Source organism: Marinobacter alexandrii, assembly GCA_039984955.1.
Taxonomy (GTDB): Bacteria; Bacteroidota; Bacteroidia; order Cytophagales; family Cyclobacteriaceae; genus Ekhidna.
Genome location: JBDWTN010000005.1, coordinates 357,643 through 381,915 on the forward strand (window position 1 = coordinate 357,643; position 24,273 = coordinate 381,915).

Here is a 24,273-nt window from a genome sequence, read left to right on the forward strand (position 1 = left end):
AAATAGAGGTTGGTTAGTTGGAAGACACAATCTATTAAAATTCCGAATACTGTTTTTATCTTAAACTGTTTTTATCTTAATAAGATTATTTGAATAAAGTCACTAATTGCTCATTCAAAAACAATTTTGTAATTTTGTTGTCATAACAACTACTTAGTCAAAATCGTGATGGAAAGTACAGCAACAATCGAAAACACCAAGCAAGCTCAAGATTTCATGCCAATCAATGGTACTGATTACCTGGAGCTTTATGTCAGCAATGCCAAACAAGCTGCTCATTTTTATCGTTCCGCTTTTGGCTTCAAAGCCCTTGCATATGCTGGGCTTGAAACAGGCTTAAGAGATCGTGAATCTTACGTGGTTGTTCAAGACAAAATTCGCTTAGTTCTTACCTCTCCTCTAAAGAGTGGAACCATTATTGGTCAGCACATTGATAAGCATGGTGATGGTGTAAAGGTCACTGCGCTCTGGGTAGATGATGCGACCAAAGCATATAATGAAGCATTGAAACGAGGTGCCACGTCATACATGGAACCAAACACGATGAAAGACGAGAATGGTGAAATTGTACAATCAGGTATCCATACCTACGGTGAAGTTGTGCATATCTTCATCGAGCGTAAGAATTATAATGGCATCTTTTTACCTGGCTATAAATCATGGAATACATCTTACAACCCGGAATCTGTTGGTCTTAAGTATGTAGATCATATGGTGGGAAATGTGGAGCTGGGACAAATGAACGAGTGGGTGAAATTCTATGAAGAAGTCATGGGCTTTACACAGATTATGTCATTTGATGATAATGACATCTCTACTGAATTTACTGCACTCATGAGCAAAGTAATGAGCAATGGTAATGGTAGAATCAAGTTTCCAATTAACGAACCTGCTCCAGGTCTAAAAAAATCTCAAGTGGATGAATATCTAGAGTTCTATGAAGGGGCAGGAGTTCAACACATTGCTGTAGCTACTGATAACATCATTAAAACAGTTAGTGACTTAAAGTCAAGAGGCATTGAGTTCCTTCAAGTACCTGATTCTTACTATGATATGCTCACCGATCGAGTAGGTAAAATAGATGAAGACATTGAAGCTTTAAGGCCTTTGGGGATCCTTGTGGATCGTGATGAAGAAGGCTATCTTCTTCAGATCTTCACAAAAACGGTACAAGCACGGCCTACAATGTTCTTTGAAATCATCCAACGTAAAGGAGCTACTTCTTTTGGAAAAGGGAATTTCAAAGCTTTATTTGAAGCGCTAGAGCGTGAGCAAGAATTACGAGGAACACTTTAATTCGAAGTGTTCCTATATCCTAAAGCTAGTAGAACTTATTCACTTTTTTCACAGCATCAACGGCAACCCTACGAGCACAATTCTTTAGATGATTATCCATCTTACACTTTGATTTCACGAAGTAATCTGAGCAGTTTTTTTCTTCATCGTTAGAAAAAAATAATTCGATTAAAAACGGATCTCCTTCCCTCAGTACCTCATAGTTAGATGCTTGGATCTCCCACTGTTGAAGAGGTCTTCCATCTTCTGTTAGTGTAACTCTCCCTTCGAGGTTTTCATCTCGGAGATTGAAAATATTGTGTCCTCCGTTGCAATCATCCCATACAACTTCGGTGTTATAGTCAATATCAATCATAAAATCCTCAATGAGAAGTTTCAGAGGTGTATCATAGTTTACTACCTGAAAATTTCGCTTTCGAAGCTTTGGGATTACTTGAGCCTTAAAATAGCTTGCATTTGAAGATCCGTCCAGGTTGACTACCTGAATGGGGACTTCCATGTCCAGTTTCTGGCAGGAAAAAACAATAACAGCGATGGTTATTGTAGATGAAATTGTAGCGAGTTTCATATAATTGAATTGGGTACATCTACCTCCAATTCAAAATGAATGCCACTTTATGAATGCCACTTTTTTAAGGTTAGTCAGTCCTTCTCGCTGTAATTAGTAAATACTTTATCCAAAATGGCTATTAAAGTTTCATATTCCTTATTTGAAAGATTGGTCCAGCCAAGTTGACGAGACTCTTCTACAACCGGTAATGCCTTTTCAATGGCCTCCCTTCCCTTCGAAGTAATGGAAACATGATATTTTCTACCATCTGTTTTATCTTGAATACGTTCCACAAAATTCTTTTTAGACAGCAAATCAACAATTCGTGAAACAGTGGGTTTATCACGAAAGCTCAAACCCGCAAGATCTGTCTGGTACATATCTCGGTCATCTAACTTGGATAGTATTACCCATTGCTCAGGGGTGATATCTACATTGGCTTGTTTAAATCTGTTAATAAGATCCTGTCGTACTACCTTATATGTTCTATCGATAAAAGACCCTAACTCCTTGTATTGCGACATAGGCAGCTAATATATTGCATTTCCAAAACCCTAACAGCCACCACTTCTGTAAAAATTTGAATTCTGTGAGCCTTGACAGCACTAAATCGGGAATAACTAAGTTACTTTTGAAGAAATCAACCAATTGACTTGAAGAAACTTCTAATTTCCATAGCCGTACTTCTACTCGCAGGAATGGGGTACTTTACTTATGAAAAATGGGTGAAGCACTCTGACCTAACCTTATGGAGCTTTATTCCTTCTGACGCAGCACTTGTAATAGAAGCAGAAATCACCAATGATTTAACAACGTTTCAAGGATATCCCATCTGGAATATTATCAATCAATCCACAGGTTTTTCAAACCTAAAAAATGGACTTAGTTTTTTAGATTCGATCAATGGTTCTGGTGGTTTTACAACTATCTTCAAGGATGCACCTACATTAGCCTCACTGCATAAAGTTTCGAATAATGCTGTCGATTTTCTTTTTGTGGTGGAGATTCAAAATATATCTCAAAATACATTCGCAAATGCTGCCATTGGTCGGCTTCAAAAAGCAGGAAATCGCTTTAAAACAAGAAGTTATAACGACTTCAAAATCAGCGAAATAAGCAATGAAGGAAAAACACTCACCTTCATTTTCTACAAGAACTTCTTTCTTGCAAGTTTCACTCCATACTTAGTTGAAGATGCGATAAGAGTAATTAGTGATTCAGAATTGCCCTCATTTAAAGATAAGTTTACCCGACTCACAAATGAATCCGGAGCAAAAGGTCTGACGCGTGTCTACGCAAACTACAATCAGGTCGGAAATGTCATCAACTCTTTTGCTAATGATCAAACAGGTCTACCCATAGTTTCAGGAAACTATGAGATGGTTCTGGACTCATCATTCATACAGTTTTCTGGATTTTCATACGCTTCAGATGGATGGATGAGTACACATACCACACAGCCAGCTGCCTTTGACATGGCAGAAGTTGTACCGGAGAATACGGCTTATTTCTACCACATCACCTCTTCTGATATTTCTACATGGAAAGATGCTCAAATAGAATTTATTCGGAAGAACTCACTAACGACTAAGTCATTTCAAGATTCATTGAAATCATCTTATGATTTTAATGCTGACCAGGTGTTGGATTTGGTTGATAATGAAATTGGCATTGCTAATCTAGAGTCCCAACGCACAAGAGATAATCAACGACTCGTGATTCTTGAAGTAAAAGACATACAGGAATCCTTAAATTTCTTCCAGCAACTAACTGAACGAATCGCAATTGCACGTGGTGATTCAGTGTACTCTGAATCATATAGTGACAATGAAATTAGGTTCTTGCCTATTCGTGAATTTCCATCTTCTTTCCTTGGCGAGATGGGTAAAGGTTTTGATCAATGCTTTTATATAAGTCATCGGAATTATCTTATTTTCTCAAATGATCTACAAGAACTTAAGAACCTCATTTCATCTATTTTAAATGAGGATACTTGGGGGAAATCAATTCAGATGAATGACTTCTTAGCACGAGCTAATAATGCAGCGAATGTTAGCTTGTTTGTGAATGTACCACGAGCATGGAAGAATATACTCAATGTATTAAAGCCTGAATGGCTTGAGCATTTTAAGAAAAACAACTCTACATATAAAACCATTGATCTGGCGGCATTTCAGTATAGCTATTTAGACGGTAAATATTTCACTAGTTACACCTTTACACAGCCACAATCAAGCCCAAAAAGCATTCCAAAAACTAATCCGCAAAACGGTGTAAGGTTCGTTAGCCCCTTAACATCTAAACCTTACCTATTAAAGACACATGCTCACCGTGATTTTGATATCTTATTACAAGATAGTACCAATACAATCTACTATATGGATCCTAATCAAAATGCGCTATGGTCAGAAACCCTTGATGGATCTATCCTTGGAAACGTATACCCAATTGACTATTACAAAAACGGTAAAATACAATATGCATTTGCGACATCTTCTTCTATTCATTTAATTGATCGTACAGGCACGTATATTCCCGGGTATCCAAAGTCCCTTCCAGAGAATGCTCAAATTGCTTTTATCAATGTTATCGATTACGATCTAAGTAGAAATTATCGAATAGCTCTTATTGATACAGATGGCAACATATTTCTAGCAGACAAAGACCTAAAACTACTTGATGGTTGGTCACCAAAAGAGATAAGTAGGGCTGCTCTCCAGCCACTTGATCACGCTCGACTTGGTAGAAAAGACGTCATGATATCAATACATGAAAATGGTGTAATTCATTTATTGAATCGTCGAGGTGAATTGAATAAAGGGTTTCCTTTTGACACTAAATTATCACTTCATAAAAACTATTTCCTAAGGCAGTCAAACTCGCTCGGAAATTCGTCCTTGACTGTTCTATCCAAAGGTGGTGAGTTGATAGAGATTACGTTAGAAGGAGATTTAATTAAGCGTGAACAACTATTAAAAAGTAGTGCCGATGCAAACTTTCAACTAATACCAGATACAGGTAGTGATTCCTTTATTATTGTAAGAAAAGAAGGAAGCAGCTACGAAGTGTTGGACGATACAGGTAATCTTCTCTTTAAGAAAGACTATTTATCTCAGTGGCCAATCTTGATACAATATTATCAATTTGGTGCTGGGAAAGACCTGGTTGTCTTTACTGATACTGCCAATAAAAGCCTTTACATTTATGATAAATCAGGAAACTTAATTACTGGAAACCCACTCAATTCAGCTCATGAAATAAGTCTTATCTATTCCTCAGCAAGAAAAGAATTCCAGGTCTTCACCACATGGGGATCCAACCTGGAACTCTATAATTTTAAGTATTGATTACTTTATAAGTATTGATTTGAAATCCATTATCAAATGATTGATTATAGATAGGCTTGAGTTTTACCCCCGCTGAGCAATCCCCAAATAATTTAACTCCTTTCCCCAATATCAATGGATTGATCTTCAGCTTTAACTCATCGATCATTCCATTTTTCAACAACCAACCTGCAAAAACCCCTCCACCGCATAGGTAGATATCGCTACCTACCTGGTCTTTTAGTTCTGTAAGTTTTTCGAGTTCAACAGGTACCACATTGACCTGGCAGTGGGAATTGTCAAAATAGAGGCTATCTGAAAATATATAATGCTCCATATTTTGATAAGCTGGCTGTCCCGGTTTAAGTCCAAATTGATAGCCAAACTCATAGGTCTTTCGGCCCATAATAACGGTATCAAAGGACTCCAGATCATACATATACTGATCTACACCTTCTCCTTCCATCGCAAACATACTGACATCATCAGCTTCTGCTGCAATGTAACCATCTAGAGAAGTAGCTACGTAATAAACGATTTTTCTCATCTTGCTGACTTATACTTTAACCGTTTTCCACTTACCTCTCTTAAAGAGCATAATTGCTATCACAGCATACAAGCTATGGCAAAACGCTACACAAAAGAACACGCCTTCAGGACCCCAGTCATAAACGATGGACAGCACGTATGACAATGGGATCTGAATGGCCCAGAAAACTCCAATATTGATCCATAATGGAGTATAAGTATCTCCAGCACCATTAAATGCCTGACCGATTACCATACCGTAAGCAAAAAATATGTAGCCAAAACAAATGATTCTCAGCGCACTAATAGCCGTTTCCAAAACGATACCCGATTGATTAAAAACAGATAGTACCTGATTGGAAAAAATAGAGAATATTATAGCTACACTTATAAGAAAAATGGTATTCCATTTAGCTGTTCTCCAAACGGAGGTTTCTGCTCGTTCGGGACTTTTAGCACCCAGGTTTTGTCCTACAAGAGTCGCTGCTGCGTTCGCCATGCCCCAGGAGGGCAATAGCGTGAATACAATAACTCGAAAAGCCAACTGATAACCCGCTACATATTCTGTTCCAAACTCAGCTACTATACGAACAAGGAACAACCAGCTTAATGTCTCAACAAGAAATTGTCCTATACCCGCTGAACCAATCTTAATGATTTCAACAATGGTCTTTATCCTCACAACAAAGTTTTTGACCGTTAATTTGATCAAAGAGCTTCCGTTGAAAATATGAACAAGCTGGTAAATCACACCGATCGTTCTTCCGGTCGTAGTTGCTATGGCTGCTCCCTCTATTCCCATGCCTGGGATTGGCCCCAGTCCAAATATGAATAGTGGATCTAAAATCATATTCAAGAAATTGGCCAATAACAGCGATTTCATAGCAATGGAAGCATTTCCTGCTCCCCTAAATATCCCATTAATCAAAAAGATCAAAATGATACTTAGGTTACCTGCATACATGATTTTCGTGTAGCCTACGCCTTCCGCTATTAATTCAGACTCACCGCCCATTAAAGCAAGAATGTCTTCGGCAAATACGAATCCCATAATGCCAAATACGACTCCTATTGCTATTGATATTAGTATAGCTTGAAAACCAGCATCCGCTGCACGACCATACTTCTTCTCACCTACTCGTCTTGCGACAATCGCTGTTGCTGCCATGCTTAAGCCTACAGCTAGTGAATAAATAATCATCAAAGGAGTTTCGGTTAGCGCAACTGTTGCAATAGCATTGACACTTATCCTTGAAACGAATATCATATCAACGATTGCAAATAGGGATTCTCCAATCATCTCAGCTATCATAGGAATAGAGAGTAAGACAATGGCACGATTGATACTACCTGTGGTAAATTCTGTTTCTTCGCCTTTCATAGCGGAAACAAAGAGTTTAAAAACTCTAGATAAAGAGAATGATTCTTTCGTCATTTCTAAAGAAAATTAAAGGTTGTTACTGCATCTACATATGTGATACAGTTTAGAAAATTGTTACTAAACAGAAATGGATAATCTGAGATACCCAGCCTAGGGGTTACCCTCGAACTCGAGAGGGTGTGGTATTGACAATCTCTGTGAATAGAATCATAAGACTACAATTGTAGTTACTTTTTTTGAAAAATGAATCAAAGCAAGCTAAACTTTTGATTTGAAGAGTCATTTTCTTTATTTCCTTCAAAATTGGATTTAATGCAAGATGGGATTTTCAAAAAACATCAAAAACAACCCTCAAAGGATTGAAATCAAATTTTGAGCTTCATTTATAGCATTCAGGGAAAGAGAAAAACTTCTATGATCATTTATGATTATTCCTGATAATCTTCTAAAAATACAATTCATGTGTTTAGAATTGATTATTTTGGCATCTTCATGGAGCACGACTATAGCCTGTTAGTAGAAAACCTGAAGGGAAGAAGGTATGATGAAGCGTTAAGGGAACCCGTTTTGTCTGATGCTTTTCATCATTCAGGATATTCAGACTGTCTCAAATATACTTTGGAGTCTATGGTTGAGATAGATCCATCTTATGCTTATAAAGTTTATGCTAACTCCAGAAGAATCCATGAAATAATAAGCAAAACACTGAAGAAGAAGGGTTACAACATAGACTACCGGTATCAAGGTGCACTAAAAACATACTCAAATATTCTACTCTATGGTGATGTGGAAATCATCATTATTAAGAAATCAGTTTCAGATAAACCACATGTAGATATGCAGTCATTGGCCGCTGATTTGCTTGATGTTCTCTCTCGTGACCAGTCTTTTAAATCTGTTGATTACAGTGATAAAACTCGAATCAGAATCACAGCTCAAAAGCCTACTTGCGAGATAGATATACTACCCTCTATGTGGATAGATAGTGCGGAATATGTAAAAACAAAGAACGAGATTTATAGAGGAATCGCCGAATTTGATTTCAAACATAAAAAAGTAAAGAAGTACCTACCCTTCTTGAATATTGCTAGGATTAATGCTAGAGATCAGCATACTAAAGGCAACTTGAAGTGCATGGCTCGTCTCTTAAAATCTCTAAGAGCAGATTCTGAAGATCAAATCAACTTGAGGGATTCAGAAATCAATTCAATACTTTACAGCATGGCTGAGGTTGATCTCTCCATTGATCAAAAAAACATATTAAGCTTACTCCCTAAGGTTTCTAGTAAACTTGGTAGAATTACAAAAGACACGACTCACTTTAATTCGCTCCTTTCACCTTCAGAAAAAGATCGTGTTTTTGGAGGGCGTCCTGAAAAACAACAGGAAGTAAAAAAATTGCATGATAGCCTTAAACAGCTAATATCTGATCTTAAAGCAGATCTTGAAAAGCAGAATAAGACTATTGACTCTGATCTGGAATACTTCGAATCTTAGACCAGTCCTGCTCGTTTCAACAGTGCTTCTGACGTAGGCTCCTGACCTCTAAATCTTTTATACAATTCCATGGGATGTGCTGTTCCCCCTTGACTAAGTATATTCTTCTTAAAAGAATCTGCAGTGGTTTTATCAAATACTCCATTCTGTTGAAATACTGAAAAAGCGTCCGCATCCAAAACTTCAGCCCATTTATAACTGTAATAACCTCCAGCATAACCTCCAGCAAAAATATGGCTGAATTGTACACTCATATTGGTGTTATCAACTTTTGGAAACAATTCGGTAGCAGCAAATGCTTCATCTTCAAAATCAGGCACACTACTAATGACGTCCGCTTCTTTTTGAGAGAGGCTATGCCACTCCATATCTAGCAGTCCAAAACTTAATTGTCTTACGGTGGCATATGCCTCATGAAAGGTGGATGATCTTCTAATACGATCGACTAAATCTGCTGGAATCAATTCTCCAGTTTCGTAGTGTTTGGCAAAGAGGTTCAAGCACTCTTTTTCGTAGCACCAGTTTTCCATAATTTGAGAAGGAAGCTCTACGAAATCCCAATAGACACTGGTACCAGATAAACTTTGATATTTCGTATCTGCTAACATACCATGGAGTGCATGCCCAAACTCATGAAACAGGGTCTCCACCTCGTTGAACTTCAACAAAGATGGATGATTGGAAGAAGAAGGAGTGAAATTGCAAACAATACTCACATGAGGGATGACTCTTTCTCCTTCCCTGTACTTTTCACTTCTGTAAGAGGTCATCCATGCTCCTCCTCGCTTTCCTTCACGAGGAAAAAAATCTGCGTAAAATATGGAGACAACCTCTCCCGATTCACCCAGCACCTCATAAGCCTTTACCTCGTCGTGATAAACAGGTAATCCTTGATTTTCCCTAAAAGAGATTCCGTATAGTTTTTCTGCAGTTTCAAAAACACCATCAATGACATTTTCAAGCTTGAAGTAGGGCTTCACCAATTCATCATCCAGCTCATATTTTTCCTTTCTTAATTTCTCAGAATAATAAGCCCAATCCCACCTCTGCAATTCCATATCATTGCCTTGTGCTTTTATGAACTGTTTTATTTCTTCTACTTCCTCTTTTGCCTTTGGCAAGCTCTTGCTCAAAAGGTCGTTTAGGAAGTCTATCACCTTATTGGGAGATTCAGCCATACGTTGCTCTAGTATGTAATCGGCAAAAGATGCATAGCCTAGAAGTGAAGCTAGTTCCGCCTTCAAGCGAATTGTTTTCAGAACAAGCTCTTGATTATCATTCGCATCTCCTTTGAGACACTTACACATGTATGCGCGATACATTTTTTCTCTTAAAGATCTATTATCAGCATACTCCATAAAAGGAATATAGCTGGGAGCCTGTAGTGTAAACATCCATGCATTTTCTTTTCCCTTCTTTTCCGCTAAATCGCTAGCCCGCTCTTTTACATCACTCGGAAGACCTGACAGGTCATTTTCATCAGAAATAACCAGCTCATATTCATTTGTCTCCGAAAGAACATGCTCTGAAAAAGAAAGTGACAGCTTTGATAATTCAATGCTAATTTCTTTGAATCTTGCTTTCTTATCTCCCTCCAGTTCTACTCCTCTTCGCACAAAATCGAAGTATGTTTCGTGAAGCAATTTTTGCTGTTCATCAGATAAGTCAAGTGAGTCTCTTTTTTCATATACCTGCTTTACCTTATTAAATAGTTGGTCATTCTGCTTCACTTCGCTATCAAATGCAGACAGTTTGGGTGAAATGTCTTGAGTTATTTTTTGAATCTCGTCATTGGTTTCTGCAGAGTTGAGGTTGAATAAAATAGAAGCATTGCGCTGAAGCTTTTCTCCACTTTGCTCTAACTGCTCTATTACATTGTGAAAAGTAGGATCTTCCTCATTCTTAATTATAATGTCTATCTCATTTTTAGCCTCCTTCAAGGCTTGTTCTATAGCTTCTAAGTAATGATTATTAGAAATTTTATCAAAAGGTGGTAATTCAAAAGGAGTCTCAAAGGCTGATAAAAGTGGATTCGACATATCTTGTTTTTAGGAATAATTCAATTTGATAGCAAATGTAATCCTAGATCAAGTTTACTTTTGCACGAAATAAAAGATGACATGAGATTCGTACTCCTTTTAGCAGTTTTTGTTTCTTCATTCTTTACTATAGCTCAGGATAAGTATGTGAACTTATCGAGTCCATATGGTTCCGTCAATACATTTTTATCCAATCTACAATCAGAAAATTTTAATGATTCATTAGCAGCCCTCACATTCAATCCTTCTGAACGTGGAATACAGGTTGCAAAAAAATCTGTTACTAAGCTAAAAAGAGTATTGGATGGTAGAGGTCTCTTTATCTACATGGATGAGGTTCCTAAATCTCCTAACTATATAGACTCTACATCTAAAAGGAGCAAATATGTTTTACTTGACAGTTACCCTAAAATATTTCTTCTTAAAGCAGAAGACGGAAACTGGTATTTTTCAGACGCCAGCATAGATCAGGTTAATGAACTTTATCAGGAAACATTCAGGTTCGGAACGGGAAGGTTACTCAACCTTCTTCCAAAGTTAGGAACTAAGAAAACCTTTGGGCTATACACCTATCAATACATCGCCATCTTCATTCTAGCTCTAATAAGCACGTTAGTCTATAAGATTTTCTCATTTTTCACAGAACGTATTCTTAGTAGAATCGTAAAACGCACAGGATACACCGGAGAGGCATCAGAAAAGTATCTCTGGCAGCTTGCCAGACCTGCTAGTGTTTTTATCATCGTGCTCTTACTGCTGCTCTTCACTCCCGCTTTACAACTTCCTGTTACGTATTCTAAGTATGTAAATATCATACTTAGAGTTATGCTGCCACTTTTCGGTACAGTCATCATGTATAGAATGGTCACCATCGTAAGCATATTTCTTTTACGAATGGCTCAACGTACGGAAAGCACACTTGACGATCAGTTGGTTCCATTACTCAGGAAGACATTGAAGACGTTTGTCTTGATTATAGGCACACTGCTTATTCTTGACAATCTTGATATTCCTATTTTACCACTATTGACCGGTCTTTCTATTGGAGGTCTTGCTTTTGCACTTGCAGCACAGGATACCATTAAGAACTTTTTTGGGTCCGTGATGATCTTTATTGACAAACCCTTCCAAGTAGGTGACTGGATCACTTCTGATAATGTAGATGGTACTGTGGAAGAAGTTGGTTTCCGATCTTCCAGGATACGTACGTTTCGCAATTCATTAATCTATGTTCCCAATAGCAAATTAGCTGATAACACCATTGACAATCATGGTCTTCGAAATTATAGAAGGTTCTTCACACATATTTCTATCACTTACGATACTCCCCCAGAAATGATTGAGGTATTTGTAAAGGGGCTAAGACAAATAGTAGACGATCACCCTCATACCTGGAAAGAGAACTATCATGTGTACTTTAATGAAATGTCCTCAAGTTCATTGAACATCATGTTTTACATCTTCTTCAGTGTTCCTACCTGGGGAGAGGAGCTAAAATGCCGGCATGAAGTTTTAATGAGCATCATGAAATTGGGGCAAGAGTTGGGAATAAACTTCGCATTCCCTACGCAAACACTGCATATCGAAAATATGCCTGGACAACCATCTTTGTCTCCGACCTACATGGCAGGAGATGAGGCAGAGTCTAAACTTCAAACAATTTTTAAGAAAGGGTAATGAAGTGCTTAAACTGTAGTAAAGGAATATCCTCCTCAAGGCATAACTCCCAAAAGGGATTATTTTTTAAAAACCTTCAATCTATTTTAGATATCTCTAACAAACACTAATGTATATTTAGAATACATTTGTCTAATGAGATCACTCATAGAAATCCAAAAAGAAATTAAACAGGTCATTGCGTCAGAACTGTCCTTCAATACTGATGAACTCGATGACACTAAGAGTTTTCATGATTTAGGCCTAGATTCGGTAAACAGTATTTTTTTGCTTGCTAAAATGGAAGAAAAACTAAGTGTCTACATTGATCCGATGAGTGTTTATGATAATCCTACAATTAAGTCTTTTTCAGAATATTTATATACTCAACTAAATGAGGCCAGCTGATTTTTGGAAGCCAACACATCCTGATTTCATCAGATACCCTTACGACGCTTATCGGGAGATTCGCAAAACAGGCAACATTTTTAAGGCTAACACAGGAGACTATGTGGTGATGGATTATCAAAACTGTAAGCGTATCCTACAAGACCCTTCTTTTGAAACCGGACTAAGATATACTTGGACCGAAAAAATGGCTACTGAATTAGCACGAAAGAATGATTCATTTGATCATGTAAAAGAAGCTGTCGCGGGAATGCTAGTTCAAATAAACCCACCTGAACAGCAGCAGATCAGGTCAACCTTCGCAAAATCATGGCCAAGCATTCATGAATTAAAGGAAACATCCGAACAGGTAGTAAATCAAGTAATTGACGAATTGCCCACCAACTTTGATGCGATTAGTCAAATCTGCCGTAAGATTCCACTGCAGGTAATAAGTAGACTTATTGGACTACCAGTGAAAGAAGTAGAAGATTATGCGATGGATGGAATTAATCTTGTACAAATACTGAGTCCGTACCTAACTTATCGAGACATTAAGTCAATAAGTGATTCTACCAGTAGATTACAAACGTTTTTTAGGCAAAGCATTCTTTCAGATGATTATGCTCCAACACGACTTACAGAAAAAATAATTGCTGATTATCGTGAAAAAGAAATGATCAATTTGCTTCTTTTTGTTTTCATCGCGGGATATGAAACGACTTCTTCTTTATTAGCACTATGTCTTCATAATTTAATTAGCAACAAGGATGATGTAGCTAATATTAAAAAATACGGAGCTAAGCCTTTTATAAACGAAATGCTAAGACTGCATTCCCCTGTGCAAATAACGGGAAGAGTCAATACTGAATCGGTTGAACTAGATGGACAATTCATTCCAAAAAATTCATCACTTACTGTATGCTTGGGAGCTGCAAACGTGGATCCTGCTCACTTTGAGAAACCTGAAGAGTTTGTTTGGAATAGAACCAAACGTGAACACTTATCATTTGGATACGGAATGCATTTCTGTTTGGGAAATCAATTGGCCGAGATTGAAGTAGAAATACTTATTGAAAAGTTACTCCCTATTTTAGATAGAATAAAAATTGTAAATGAGCCCGTTCTTAGGGATCAATTTACGATTAAGAGCTATCAATCATTTGATTTGGCATTTACGTGAACGAATCCATCACCATACATGATGTTTGGCAGAAGAAGACAGACGAACTTATTGAAGAAATTGTAGCTTTCTGGACAGCTCACAATGCAATACCTCCTCATGTAGATATTAATCAGCGTGCACATCAAGTAGTATTAGTTGTCCGGAATTTAGATGGTGAAATTGTAGGTGTTACCACTGCATATTCAACAAAGTACCCCCTTTTAAAAAGTATGCTTTTTGTCTTCAGAGGCATGCTGGATCCGGGATATCGCATACCGGGACTTTTTATAAAAATGACCACTATGACCATCCAACTATTGGAGAGGCATACAAAGTTATTGGATGAAAGAGAAAGGCCGATCGGTATGATCGCAGAAGTGGAAAATCCTAATTTGAAGGAAGCGAGAATGACAAAATCTCCTTCAGGAATGACATTGATAGGATTCTCAAAGAAAGAAAACCCTATTTATGCATATTATTTTAAAGGAGCCAGATTTTAAGCTACATAAGTAAGAAACCGGAAGTAGCAGGAATGATGGATTTATATCGTTCGGAAGAACTCATAAATTTCTTTATAGAATTAATATATGCTAAACCAATGTCATTTAGTTAAGCATTTTTCTTATGTCCTCCCTCTAACTCCCTCCATGAGGGAGAGATAATTAGGTGCTTAACTAAACAACATTGTATGCTAAACACCAACTTGACTTTGAACAAAAAAGACCTACACTCAGCAGGCCTTTTTCGTTTCTTCAAATGATAAGACTAGTCATTTTTGATCCAGCGTTGGGTTACCTTCATTTTATCAATGACCACTTCAACATTTATAAAAAAAGGGATCAATTTATGAACTGATCCCTTTTAGTCTTTAGAATTTATCTAATTAATCATTCTTTACCCAGCGCTGTTTAAACACTTGATCTCCAAACCTCAACTCTATCAGGTAGATTCCTGACTTATGGTCTTGCATGTCTACCGTGGCTTTGAATGATTCTCCCACAGCTCTCTGCATTTCCTGATGAACAATTTTACCATTCAGATCAGAAACTTTGATCTCCACACTTCCTTCTACTCGTTCGTTGAAGGATATCTCCATGACGTCTGCTCCGGGGTTTGGATAGAGAACAAGTTGATCATCCAGATCTTCCAGTCCTAACACTTCATTGACGGTGAGTACAAATGCCCCTGTAGTCGTTTTTCCGAAATTATTAATGGCTTTCACATAAATGCTTAATTCCTCGCCATCATTCAAATCAATGTCTTTTACTACGAGTAATTGATCCCCGACTACTGCAAACTTGTCATTGTCAGCATCATTTGTGCCATCACCTTCGGTTAAAGAAAGTACATATGAATTATTTATGTTTGGATCGGTTACTTCAAAAACTCCAATGGAACCTCCAATAGGAGAACTCTCATTGACTGATGTAATAGAAAGGCTGATTTCTCCTAGTCCAGGAATTTCATTGACTCTAAGTGTAAATGCCTCGGTTACCGATTTACCAAAGTCATCGATAGCTTTGACATGAATATTCAAGTTAGCTGCTTCATCGAAATCAATATCTTTTATAACGATCAATTGATTTCCATCGATGACAAACTTATCGTTATCTTCATCATTACTTCCATCTCCATCTGCCAAAAAGATGACATGCGTATCATTTGCGTTGGGGTCTTCTACTCCAAATGTGCCAACTGAATTACCTAGAGGTATCCCTTCATCCAAAGAGCCAATGGAGAGATCAATTCCGGTTGGGTCAGCATTGGAATTAAAGAATACCTGAATATTTTCAGCATCCTCATTTAACGTTTCGTCTATTCCAATTGCACAACAGACGGCTACTTCAACCGCCTCAGTATTGCTCACTAGAATATCCAGATCATCATCGCTATCGGCATCCATCAGCCTAAGCTCTAATCCATTCGTATTGTCTATGGATTGTGATTCCGTGAAAGATCCGTTACCATCATTGCTAAATGTTTTTAAACCATAAGAATATCCTTCACCCACACTATATCCAGAAACATAAGTAACTGCCAAATCCGCTATTCCATCACCGTCAAAATCCCCGGCAACTATTTGTCCCCTATCTTCTCCCCCTACACTTAGCGTCTCACTCACGGAAAAAGAAGCGGCACCATCATTAATCATTAGATCAATTTCTAATCCATTACCATCGGTATCTCTTAATAGAGCAAAGTCGGTATCTCCATCATTATCAAAATCACTGGAAGCCACTTTGCTTAATCCAAAATCATCACCGGTAACGACAGTTGTAGGAATAGAAGTAAGTCCAAGTTCGCCTCCTAAATAAACCACGTCATTATAGCTAGACTTTGCCATCAATATATCATCAAATCCGTCTCCGTCAAAGTCACCTACCTCTATATCAAAATCATACCCAGGAAGAGCTGCTGCTGCTGGCGACATGTCACCTGTCAATTCTTGAGAAAATGATTGTTCTAAATCATAATCTCCCCCACTCACACGTTCTAGAATAGTTAGATAATCACTCTCCTCATAATAAGCTAGTGTCGCAATATCATCCGATCCATCACCGTCAAAATCACCTATAACAAATTCCTTTACCTCTCCGACAACACCACCGCTACCTCTATCATCATAGTCAAATCCATTCTCAAAAAAGAATACTCTTAGTGATCCATTGTCCTCACCTCCTACTAATTCATTGTCTCCATCATTATCTACATCAAAAAAGATGGCATTATTTAAAGGATTGTATTGAAAAACTTGCTTCGAAGAGAAAAACCCATTGTTTTGATCATAGAAAGCATTATCAAAACTTGATGACAATATCTCACGGGGGCCTCCTCCACCTTCTGCATTGATAGACCTAAAAAGATCATCGTCTCCATCTAAATCAAAATCCCCAGGGACAATAGAAACAGGAGTAGTCGTTCCAAAAACAGCTTGTGCTTCCGTGTCAAAAGTTCCATGACCTGCCTCAGCAAGGTTTCGTAGCTTAAGGTTCGCTACTTCTCTTTTAGATTTAGTAGCATCACTCAAAACAAGTTCTACATCCAATGAGGATCCTAACTCCTCCCAATCGAGAGCAGCGGCAGTAGTCAATGCATTGGTTTCTGTATTGAAAGAGAATAGAGCAGCATCATCTCCCTCAATGGTAACTGTAACATCATCTCCTTGACGATCGTCCAAAGAAAGGTATCCGACCAAGCTCCCGGAAGGGGTGTTTTCATCAATGATTAAGTCTCCAGCAAAACCATCTACGTAAGGTGCTGCGCGATCATAGACTAGCTGAATCGTAGCAGTATTTTCAGTTCCAGCGAAATCTAAAGCTCCATCACCGTCTATATCTCCCACGGCAATATCGGTCGGCTGAATAGTTGTATTACCAACTTGTCCACCCGATAAGCTCAAGCCGGTAAAGTTATTTAACTCAAGACTTGCCAGGTATGAGCCTGTTGCCTCAAGACTTAATATCAGGTCATCATCACCATCCAGGTCAAAGTCCGCTGCAACTACAGATTGGATGGAAGAGGTTGAAGGTTGCGGGATGCCAGAAAAAGTAGTTTCATTAAAAATACCTGTATTTCCATCTATGTGCTGATTCAAACCTCCATAGAGGTAACCATACCCTTGTCTGCTGGCGAATACATCTATGTCAGTATCTCCATCTGCATCTAGTATTGTTAAGTTTTCCAATCTACCAGGGGCTTGAAACACTATATCTTCAAATCCTTCGAAAGCTGGTTCGGCATTTGTACCTGCTGTGTTCTCTGAGGCATAAACTCGACCTACAGTCCCAACTGCTTCATCAATGTAACCAAAATGATTGTTTACCAGATCTAAGTCTCCATCGTTATCTAAATCAACAAACTCAAAATCAGTAACGCTACTTCCTGGCACTGCTAAAGTTTCCTTTGAGAAGCTGCCATTATCATTTGTGAAAGCTATTAAGTTATTAGTCTCGGCAGCTACAATTACATCTACATCACCATCAGAGTCAAAATCGACTAAATCAACATCGTTTATTCCTAACTCACCTCCAATCGATCCTACAAAAGTCGAACTTGCGTAATAGTACTCCGAATCACTTAATTGAAAGTTTCCTTCTCCATCGTTCAACGCTAGATAAATGATTCTTCCATTACTGAAGACTACATCAAGATCTTGATCCCCATCAATATCTCCTATGACGAAATCATCCTGCATATTTGCCAGTGCTCCAACATCTCTACTATCCCAGCTTATTTCGTCTCCATCCTCAATTCTATTTCCAATTTTTGCTGATTGACCTGGTACAGAATACAATAACTCAAGATCGGCATCTAAATCAAAATTTGCTAAAGCTAAATTTTCCACATCATCACCACCCGAGAAACTATTTTCAAGAGTTAAGTAGACGTTAGGAGTTTGAGCATTTCCGATAGCTGGAACTGCTGCCATCGCCGCTACCGAAGTTGCAACAGTTGCCCCTTTCATTGAAAACCCAAGCTTTTCAAGTTTGGATTTGTATTTATCAACACGAGAGACTAATTGATTCTTCTTCTTTCTTGAAAGTGAATCAAACTGGCCTGAAGAAATCTTTTTTTCAAGTCTTTCCTTGAATTTGTAGTATTTTCCTTTTGCTGAATTAAGAGAGTATTGGTAAAAATTGTTCATGTGGTGGAACGATTTAATAGTTTTCTTTACTTAATTAAATGAACTCAAGTTCAAAGCGGATCCAACACTAAAATCATTAGGCTGTGATCCTTTCTTAAATTTAATCAGTGCTTTTTGATAAGATTTTTCCAAATATTTTACTTGTATTTCAGTATCAAAAATCACCTTGTCTTCTTCGTTGTTCAGTTTCTCTTTAATTATTAGTAAGTTGGCGGTTTTGGTTGCTAGTTTAAGTGACATTGCAATATAATCATTCTTTGTAAGAGCTATCAAATTTTCAAGCCCTGAAAATTTTAACAAACTAGAGCTAAGACGTCTATTATGATTGTCTCCTCTTAATGTTATCATTGGCACGCCCATTCTAAGTGCCTCAATACCAGTAAAATGAGCGCCGTAAATAAAATTATCTAAGAAAAGATCAGCATGCCTATACCTTTCCAAGTGTTTTTGAAATTTAAGAGGTTTAGCAAAGACAATGCGATCTTCACTAATTCCAAAATTGCTTGCTTCTCTCAATATCCTTTCCTTGATCTCTATTTCTCCCGCGCTGTACAACCATAAAATGGATTCTTGAAAGCCGTTTAATATTTGCATCCAGGCACTAAATGTTTCTGGATCTAGCTTTTTGGGGTGATTAAAATTAGCAAAGACAAAGGCGTTTTCTGGCAGGCCATGATCTGATTTGGACGATTGAATGGAGGTATCTATTGGAAGGTCACTATTTATCAATAACGAACAAGGAAGTGTAATCACTTTTTCAGAAAAATTGGCTCTCAAATGTTGGTCGATCATATACTCATCCGTAAAGATGTAGTCTACAAACGAAGCTCCTGTTGTTTCATGATAATCACTGAAGACCATCTGAATTGGAGCGGGCTTAAAAGCCAAAACATCAAACTTCATTGAAATATTGTATGCCGCAAGCGAAACGAGTATGTCAATTCCTTTTCGATTAATAAGGCTTGCTATCTCTAAGCTTGAAAGCTCTGAGACATCATAATAATAATCTACGGAATCACGAATTTCTCGATTTATAAAATCATCAGTATGAACAAGTGAAAAAGCATGTACTTCGAAAAGTTTACTGTCATGGAAATCAAAAACATTTCTCATAAGAATCCCTGCTGGGTGCTCTCTAAAGTTTGGAGATAGATAACCAATTCTAATCTTCTTCTCTGATAAAGAATGGTCGAACTTAACATTGGGATGTTGGCGCCAAACATCTAACGCCAAAGTAGAGGCATGCTTTTCTGCTATCTTACGAAAGATTGGTGGGTCTATATTGGAATAGCTTAATGTATACGGAACAATTTGGAACGGGCTTGATTCTGATTCAAGATACCAACTTAATATATCCTCCAAGTCTTTCTTATCTTCTTGATAATGTGTCCAGTCTACAACATGCTGCCTTGAAATGATTTCATAGAACCTGATGCCCTTTCGATACTGATCATCCCCAAGAAGTATTCCTTTTCCATATATTTCTAAGGCTTTTTTATGATTCTGCTTACCAAAGGCATAGAGTTGTCCAAGGTTGAAATATGCAATAGAAAGTGAAGGAGATGTTTTAAGAGCTTTTTGATAGAATTCAATGGCCAGATCAATTCTTTGCGCCTGTTGATACAAACTAGCAAGTCCGCAGTATCCAAGTCCCTCCATTGGGTGATACTTTAGAAGCTTTTTGTAATAGATCTCGGCATCATTAAGTCTATTATTCTTCTGATAAATGGCAGCCAAGTTGTTCAATGCCGCTTTGTGATTAGGCTCTTTATTCAAGCACCTTAAATAACATTCAATAGCTTCCGTGAAACGGCTTAATGTCATTGAGTTCTTTGCATGATGAAACCAGAACTTAACATTGTCTATTACCTCTTGGCTTCTAGATATCTCACTAAATAGCTTATGAGCTTCTTCCGAACGCTTATTCTTAGCTAGTAGAATCGCTAAATTGATTTTCAGTAATGGGTCTCCACTCCTTTTTACTCCTTGTCTCAGAATGTCGACGGCTGAATTTTCATTATTTACCTTCAGGAATATCTGAGCAAGAAGAAGATATGCTCCTTTCCGCATAGGCTGTAATTCTATTAAATCATTGCAAAGATTCATTGCTTTTTCAGCTAACCCATTCGATAGCTTTAAGCTAGCATCCCTTATGGCCTGAATGTAATCTTCATCATTCATGCGACAGAACTATTGAAGTCTGAGGGTTCATCACCTTTTTCATAGGTATCCCACATCTTTCTGTAGGCTTTTTCCATACTTTGAGTAAGAGCAGAAGGTTTAAAAAAATCATTCGTTTGCTTCTGGGACTTCAGATACTTCTTTAGCTCTCCAATTTTTGTCTTGCTTCTTGCTAGCTCTATAGTTTTATTAAGATATTCATCTTCTGAATTGCATATTAAGTCAGATAAGTCTAATGCTTTTAGAAATGAACTACATAATCGAGCACTAACAGTATCACCCCTGATCGTCAACATCGGGATTTCCATCCAAAGTGCTTCCAAACAAGTAGTATGTCCATTGTAAATGGATGTGTCTAAAAACAAATCTATGAACTGCATCCTTCTTAAATGATCTTTGTGGTCCTCTCGACTACAGAAAATGATTCTATCCAGCTCTACTCCTTCTGATTTAGCTAACTCAGAAATATTCACTTGAAACTGTTCAATGCTTCCATCGAATAACCATAAAATGGAATTAGGAACCTTTTTCAGGATCTTCATCCATGTTTTGGCAATTGATGGATTAATTTTTCGTGGATGATTTAAGCAAGCGAATACAAACTTGTCCTCTGGGAGATGATAATCAGTTTTTAAGACCTTCTTATCTGAAGGAGCTAATTCGCTATTGAAAAAATGTGAAGCAGGAAGGAAAGCAATGGATTCATTGAAAAAATTTTGATTTTGATCTGTTATAACTTCATAATCCTTGAACACATAATCGTAAAAATCGACTTGCATAGTCTCGTGCCAATCCATACAAACTACCTGAATAGGTGCCGGCCTCAATGCCGGAATCTCAGATTTCATTCCGTAGTTATATCCAGCTAAGCTTACAAGAATATGAATGCCATCATTATTGATTCTTTTTGCAGCTTCACTTGACTGTAAATCGCCCAATTCTACGTAATGATCTACCAATGAACGTATATTTTTATTGATTTCATCAGTGCCACCATTAATTGCATAACCGTAAACCTCAAATCTATCTCGGTCGTGATGTTTTAAAACACCTTGTATCAAAACACCGGCAGGATGCTTTTTGAAGTATGGAGATAAATAGCCAATCTTTATTTTTTCCGCACTTGAAGGATACTTAAAATTAAGACGTTCTCGAAGTGGCGAAACGGCTCGGATCAACGTTTGTGAAAATTTTTTCGTTACAGCAGTAACTAACTCTGGATCAAATGGGTAGTATGCTAAATTGTAAACTGGAAACTCATCTTCCTGCCGATCACTCTGTATGAATTGATGAAGCAGGCTTGATACCTTGATCATCATCTCCTCATACTTATCCATTCTTCCTAGTTTAGAATACAGTAGTTGTAAAGTCATATTGGCTCTGAGCGCAAACTCCGGATGCCTATCGACTTTAGTAAGATATTTTTCTGCTTTTTCTAGTTCTTGCTTTAGCTCGTATAATACACCTAGCAAATACATGCCTTCATAGCAATAGGGGTTCTCTTTTACATAAGGTTCTAGCAGTTGAACTGCTCTGTCGTTTTCATGGTCTGAAATGAAAATACGAGCTAGCTTCAAATAAGGCTCTTCACTTCTTGTGCCATCCGCTACTAGTTTCTCCAACACTTCTATCCCTTGCTCTTTCTGTCCAAGACTACAAAGGGTGGTAGCATATGTACTTAAATATTTGTGATTCCTTGGTGCAAATTCGATAGCCTTTTGAATCCATTGGAGTGCTTGATCATAGTTATGCCATCTATTATGGATAACTCCCAAATTATAAGAAGCAAGCGAGTTATCAGGTTCTAACTTGAGTGCCTGGTGATAAAATCTTTCTGCTGCTTCAAGCTTTCCCATTTTCTGCAATAGCCCAGCTTTATTGCAATACGCCATAACAACCTGATCGTTCAGCTCAATAAGTTTATCATAGCAGCGCATGGATTTATCATAGGCATATACATCTTGATATAAGTTACCAAGATTATTAAGTGCCTGAATATGAGAAGAATCTAACTGAAGTACTTTTTCGTAGAGTTCAATAGCAGTAGTCAATTGACCAGTTTCTTTCAAATTTCGAGCAGCATGAAACAAAATCAGCGGATTGCTCTCATTTGATTTGACGAGTTGATCAAAAAGCAATTTTGCTTCATCAAACCGATTAAGTTTAATTAGTGTTTTACCTTTTTGAAGGAGAAAATCAACATTTTCGATTTTTTTTGCTAACCCTTTGTTAAAAAAAAGGAGCGCATCATCATATTTCTTTTCCTGATAATATGATTGGCCCATCATGAAGATGCTTTCGAGATGTTCAGGACTAGCCTTCAATATCTCCTGATACAGTTTTCGAGCTTCTCTTAGCTTACCAGACTGATGAAGGTCAAGAGCTGTTTTATAGTATGTCTGAATACTCGTTCGAGACATTACGTTTTTGCATAATTATCATTATCTACACTCGTCCCGCTATCAATAGTTGTATCCGTTTTACTAGACTCTGGCTCCTCTGAAGGCTCTTTCTCTTTTGGCGGCTCTTGCCAAAAGATTCTCTTAGGTGTAATAATCGACCTGGTATGCATATCTCCAAGAGTATTCAAAATATTCGGGCGTATGACTCCTGGTAAAATATGTACATCATAGAGCTCCTTCACTGCATTCTTATACTCCAAAAGGCCTTCTACTTGCTTTGTCCGGAGGTTAACAATAGCTACACCTGCGATGGGGTTCTTTGATGCAATCGGCATCTTCCCAAAATCTTTGCTATTCTCTCTGATCTTAGATAAACCAATGAACAGAAAGTTCTGATAGAATGACATCCCTCTAGCGAATCCAGGAACATCACATATTTTCTCATTTGATTTAGATGGAACATGATACTTCCAAAGCTCTCCATCAGCGGATTGCAGATAATAAATATCATCTCCTACCAATCGGGGACTATGCGGCATAGCCAATCCTTCTAGCAAGATTTCATTCGTTTCTACATCCATCAATATCCCACCCTTCAGCTTGTTATCTCTCCAACCGCCAGGTTTATCCGACTTGCCTAAAGCAGTGACATATTTAGGAATGCCGTCTTTCATGGTCATTCCATTCAAATGGCACCTATCTCCAGGTGCCAGATCTGTGATAAAATGAGGTTTCCATTTAGGTAAAAAACTAAATCGAGGATCTAGCTGTGCAATACAAGAAAATTGAGTGATTACAGCCCATAAGCCCCCTTTTCCATATGATATATCGTGTGTATCCACAGATCCTGTGTAGTGAGACGATCGAGGCAGATATATTGCATCATACACATCTGGTTTATTAGGGTATGCTTTTGCTGCATTAGACGAGCGGTGTGTCAATACAATCTCATTCAAACATGCAATGGCAAGATGTCTATCATGAGAGGCTACTCCCATAGGTTTTTTGAAATTCCTCGGAAGCTGAATCATTTGCGATTCATTCTTTGGGCTAAACATCACAACCTTCCCTGTCTGGTATGTACTCAAAACAAGACTGCTCTTGAGAGCGTGCATTATTTGAGCAAAGGATTTTGTATGTTGATAAACAAAAGGGTTTTCTTGATCAGTATCTTGCTGATCCTTAGTTTCTTGCGAATTATCTTCTTGCATTAAAAGCAG

The 24,273-nt window shown here is 37.8% G+C and carries 16 protein-coding genes; 7 read left to right on the top strand and 9 right to left on the bottom strand.

The genetic code is table 11. The features are described from left to right. Positions 1-168: 168 nt before the first annotated feature. Positions 169-1,296 carry a 4-hydroxyphenylpyruvate dioxygenase gene (gene hppD / locus ABJQ32_02295; GenBank protein MEP5288448.1) on the top strand — a complete coding sequence of 376 codons (1,128 nt, stop codon included), beginning with the start codon at positions 169-171 and terminating at the stop codon, positions 1,294-1,296. A gap of 25 nt (positions 1,297-1,321) precedes the next feature. On the opposite strand, the gene ABJQ32_02300 is transcribed toward hppD, so the two are convergent. Together ABJQ32_02300 and ABJQ32_02305 are read right to left on the bottom strand one after the other, a co-directional pair. Further along, positions 1,322-1,864, bottom strand: coding sequence for a hypothetical protein (locus ABJQ32_02300; protein MEP5288449.1), 543 nt, complete (start codon positions 1,862-1,864; stop codon positions 1,322-1,324). Positions 1,865-1,938: 74 nt separating this feature from the next. Further along, complete coding sequence (locus tag ABJQ32_02305) at positions 1,939-2,370, bottom strand: MarR family transcriptional regulator (protein ID MEP5288450.1); 432 nt, start codon at positions 2,368-2,370, stop codon at positions 1,939-1,941. A 129-nt stretch (positions 2,371-2,499) separates the two neighbouring features. Between ABJQ32_02305 and ABJQ32_02310 the strand changes: the two genes are divergently transcribed. Beyond that, positions 2,500-5,193, top strand: a complete 2,694-nt coding sequence (locus tag ABJQ32_02310) for a hypothetical protein (protein MEP5288451.1) — start codon at positions 2,500-2,502, stop codon at positions 5,191-5,193. Here the strand turns inward: ABJQ32_02310 and ABJQ32_02315 are convergent. Together ABJQ32_02315 and ABJQ32_02320 are read right to left on the bottom strand one after the other, a co-directional pair. Then, entirely contained in the window at positions 5,183-5,719 is a 537-nt protein-coding gene (locus ABJQ32_02315) for a dihydrofolate reductase family protein (protein MEP5288452.1), read from the bottom strand. The genes ABJQ32_02310 and ABJQ32_02315 overlap by 11 nt on opposite strands. A gap of 9 nt (positions 5,720-5,728) precedes the next feature. Then, the gene (locus ABJQ32_02320; GenBank protein MEP5288453.1) at positions 5,729-7,081 is read right to left on the bottom strand and encodes an MATE family efflux transporter; all 1,353 of its coding nucleotides are present in this window, start codon (positions 7,079-7,081) and stop codon (positions 5,729-5,731) included. 462 nt (positions 7,082-7,543) lie between these two features. Between ABJQ32_02320 and ABJQ32_02325 the strand changes: the two genes are divergently transcribed. Then, the gene (locus ABJQ32_02325) at positions 7,544-8,578 is read left to right on the top strand and encodes a hypothetical protein (GenBank protein MEP5288454.1); all 1,035 of its coding nucleotides are present in this window, start codon (positions 7,544-7,546) and stop codon (positions 8,576-8,578) included. On the opposite strand, the gene ABJQ32_02330 is transcribed toward ABJQ32_02325, so the two are convergent. After that, positions 8,575-10,617, bottom strand: coding sequence for a M3 family metallopeptidase (locus ABJQ32_02330; protein ID MEP5288455.1), 2,043 nt, complete (start codon positions 10,615-10,617; stop codon positions 8,575-8,577). The two genes, ABJQ32_02325 and ABJQ32_02330, sit on opposite strands and share 4 nt — an antisense overlap. A gap of 81 nt (positions 10,618-10,698) precedes the next feature. On the opposite strand from ABJQ32_02330, the gene ABJQ32_02335 reads away from it, so the two are divergent. The 4 genes from ABJQ32_02335 to ABJQ32_02350 all read left to right on the top strand — a co-directional run bounded on the left by ABJQ32_02335 (position 10,699) and on the right by ABJQ32_02350 (position 14,325). Continuing rightward, positions 10,699-12,294, top strand: a complete 1,596-nt coding sequence (locus ABJQ32_02335; GenBank protein MEP5288456.1) for a mechanosensitive ion channel family protein — start codon at positions 10,699-10,701, stop codon at positions 12,292-12,294. Between the two features lie 135 nt (positions 12,295-12,429). Next, positions 12,430-12,681, top strand: a complete 252-nt coding sequence (locus ABJQ32_02340) for an acyl carrier protein (protein ID MEP5288457.1) — start codon at positions 12,430-12,432, stop codon at positions 12,679-12,681. Beyond that, positions 12,668-13,843, top strand: coding sequence for a cytochrome P450 (locus tag ABJQ32_02345; GenBank protein ID MEP5288458.1), 1,176 nt, complete (start codon positions 12,668-12,670; stop codon positions 13,841-13,843). The genes ABJQ32_02340 and ABJQ32_02345 overlap by 14 nt, the downstream gene beginning before the upstream one ends. After that, the gene (locus ABJQ32_02350; protein MEP5288459.1) at positions 13,840-14,325 is read left to right on the top strand and encodes a hypothetical protein; all 486 of its coding nucleotides are present in this window, start codon (positions 13,840-13,842) and stop codon (positions 14,323-14,325) included. The genes ABJQ32_02345 and ABJQ32_02350 overlap by 4 nt, the downstream gene beginning before the upstream one ends. A gap of 383 nt (positions 14,326-14,708) precedes the next feature. On the opposite strand, the gene ABJQ32_02355 is transcribed toward ABJQ32_02350, so the two are convergent. Genes ABJQ32_02355 through ABJQ32_02370 form a run of 4 tightly spaced genes read right to left on the bottom strand, consistent with a single transcriptional unit; the run spans position 14,709 to position 24,264 of the window. Beyond that, positions 14,709-18,470, bottom strand: a complete 3,762-nt coding sequence (locus ABJQ32_02355) for an FG-GAP-like repeat-containing protein (protein MEP5288460.1) — start codon at positions 18,468-18,470, stop codon at positions 14,709-14,711. Between the two features lie 30 nt (positions 18,471-18,500). Continuing rightward, positions 18,501-20,651, bottom strand: a complete 2,151-nt coding sequence (locus ABJQ32_02360) for a tetratricopeptide repeat protein (GenBank protein MEP5288461.1) — start codon at positions 20,649-20,651, stop codon at positions 18,501-18,503. Next, entirely contained in the window at positions 20,648-23,071 is a 2,424-nt protein-coding gene (locus ABJQ32_02365) for a tetratricopeptide repeat protein (protein ID MEP5288462.1), read from the bottom strand. The genes ABJQ32_02360 and ABJQ32_02365 overlap by 4 nt, the downstream gene beginning before the upstream one ends. Then, positions 23,071-24,264, bottom strand: a complete 1,194-nt coding sequence (locus ABJQ32_02370; protein ID MEP5288463.1) for a TIGR03032 family protein — start codon at positions 24,262-24,264, stop codon at positions 23,071-23,073. The genes ABJQ32_02365 and ABJQ32_02370 overlap by 1 nt, the downstream gene beginning before the upstream one ends. Positions 24,265-24,273 lie beyond the last annotated feature (9 nt).

Coding starts and splice junctions, on each gene's coding strand:
- hppD (MEP5288448.1), top strand. CDS start 169: ATGGAAAGTACAGCAACAATCGAAAACACCAAGCAAGCTCAAGATTTC.
- ABJQ32_02300 (MEP5288449.1), bottom strand. CDS start 1,864: ATGAAACTCGCTACAATTTCATCTACAATAACCATCGCTGTTATTGTT.
- ABJQ32_02305 (MEP5288450.1), bottom strand. CDS start 2,370: ATGTCGCAATACAAGGAGTTAGGGTCTTTTATCGATAGAACATATAAG.
- ABJQ32_02315 (MEP5288452.1), bottom strand. CDS start 5,719: ATGAGAAAAATCGTTTATTACGTAGCTACTTCTCTAGATGGTTACATT.
- ABJQ32_02320 (MEP5288453.1), bottom strand. CDS start 7,081: ATGAAAGGCGAAGAAACAGAATTTACCACAGGTAGTATCAATCGTGCC.
- ABJQ32_02330 (MEP5288455.1), bottom strand. CDS start 10,617: ATGTCGAATCCACTTTTATCAGCCTTTGAGACTCCTTTTGAATTACCA.
- ABJQ32_02335 (MEP5288456.1), top strand. CDS start 10,699: ATGAGATTCGTACTCCTTTTAGCAGTTTTTGTTTCTTCATTCTTTACT.
- ABJQ32_02340 (MEP5288457.1), top strand. CDS start 12,430: ATGAGATCACTCATAGAAATCCAAAAAGAAATTAAACAGGTCATTGCG.
- ABJQ32_02345 (MEP5288458.1), top strand. CDS start 12,668: ATGAGGCCAGCTGATTTTTGGAAGCCAACACATCCTGATTTCATCAGA.
- ABJQ32_02355 (MEP5288460.1), bottom strand. CDS start 18,470: ATGAACAATTTTTACCAATACTCTCTTAATTCAGCAAAAGGAAAATAC.
- ABJQ32_02360 (MEP5288461.1), bottom strand. CDS start 20,651: ATGAATGATGAAGATTACATTCAGGCCATAAGGGATGCTAGCTTAAAG.
- ABJQ32_02365 (MEP5288462.1), bottom strand. CDS start 23,071: ATGTCTCGAACGAGTATTCAGACATACTATAAAACAGCTCTTGACCTT.
- ABJQ32_02370 (MEP5288463.1), bottom strand. CDS start 24,264: ATGCAAGAAGATAATTCGCAAGAAACTAAGGATCAGCAAGATACTGAT.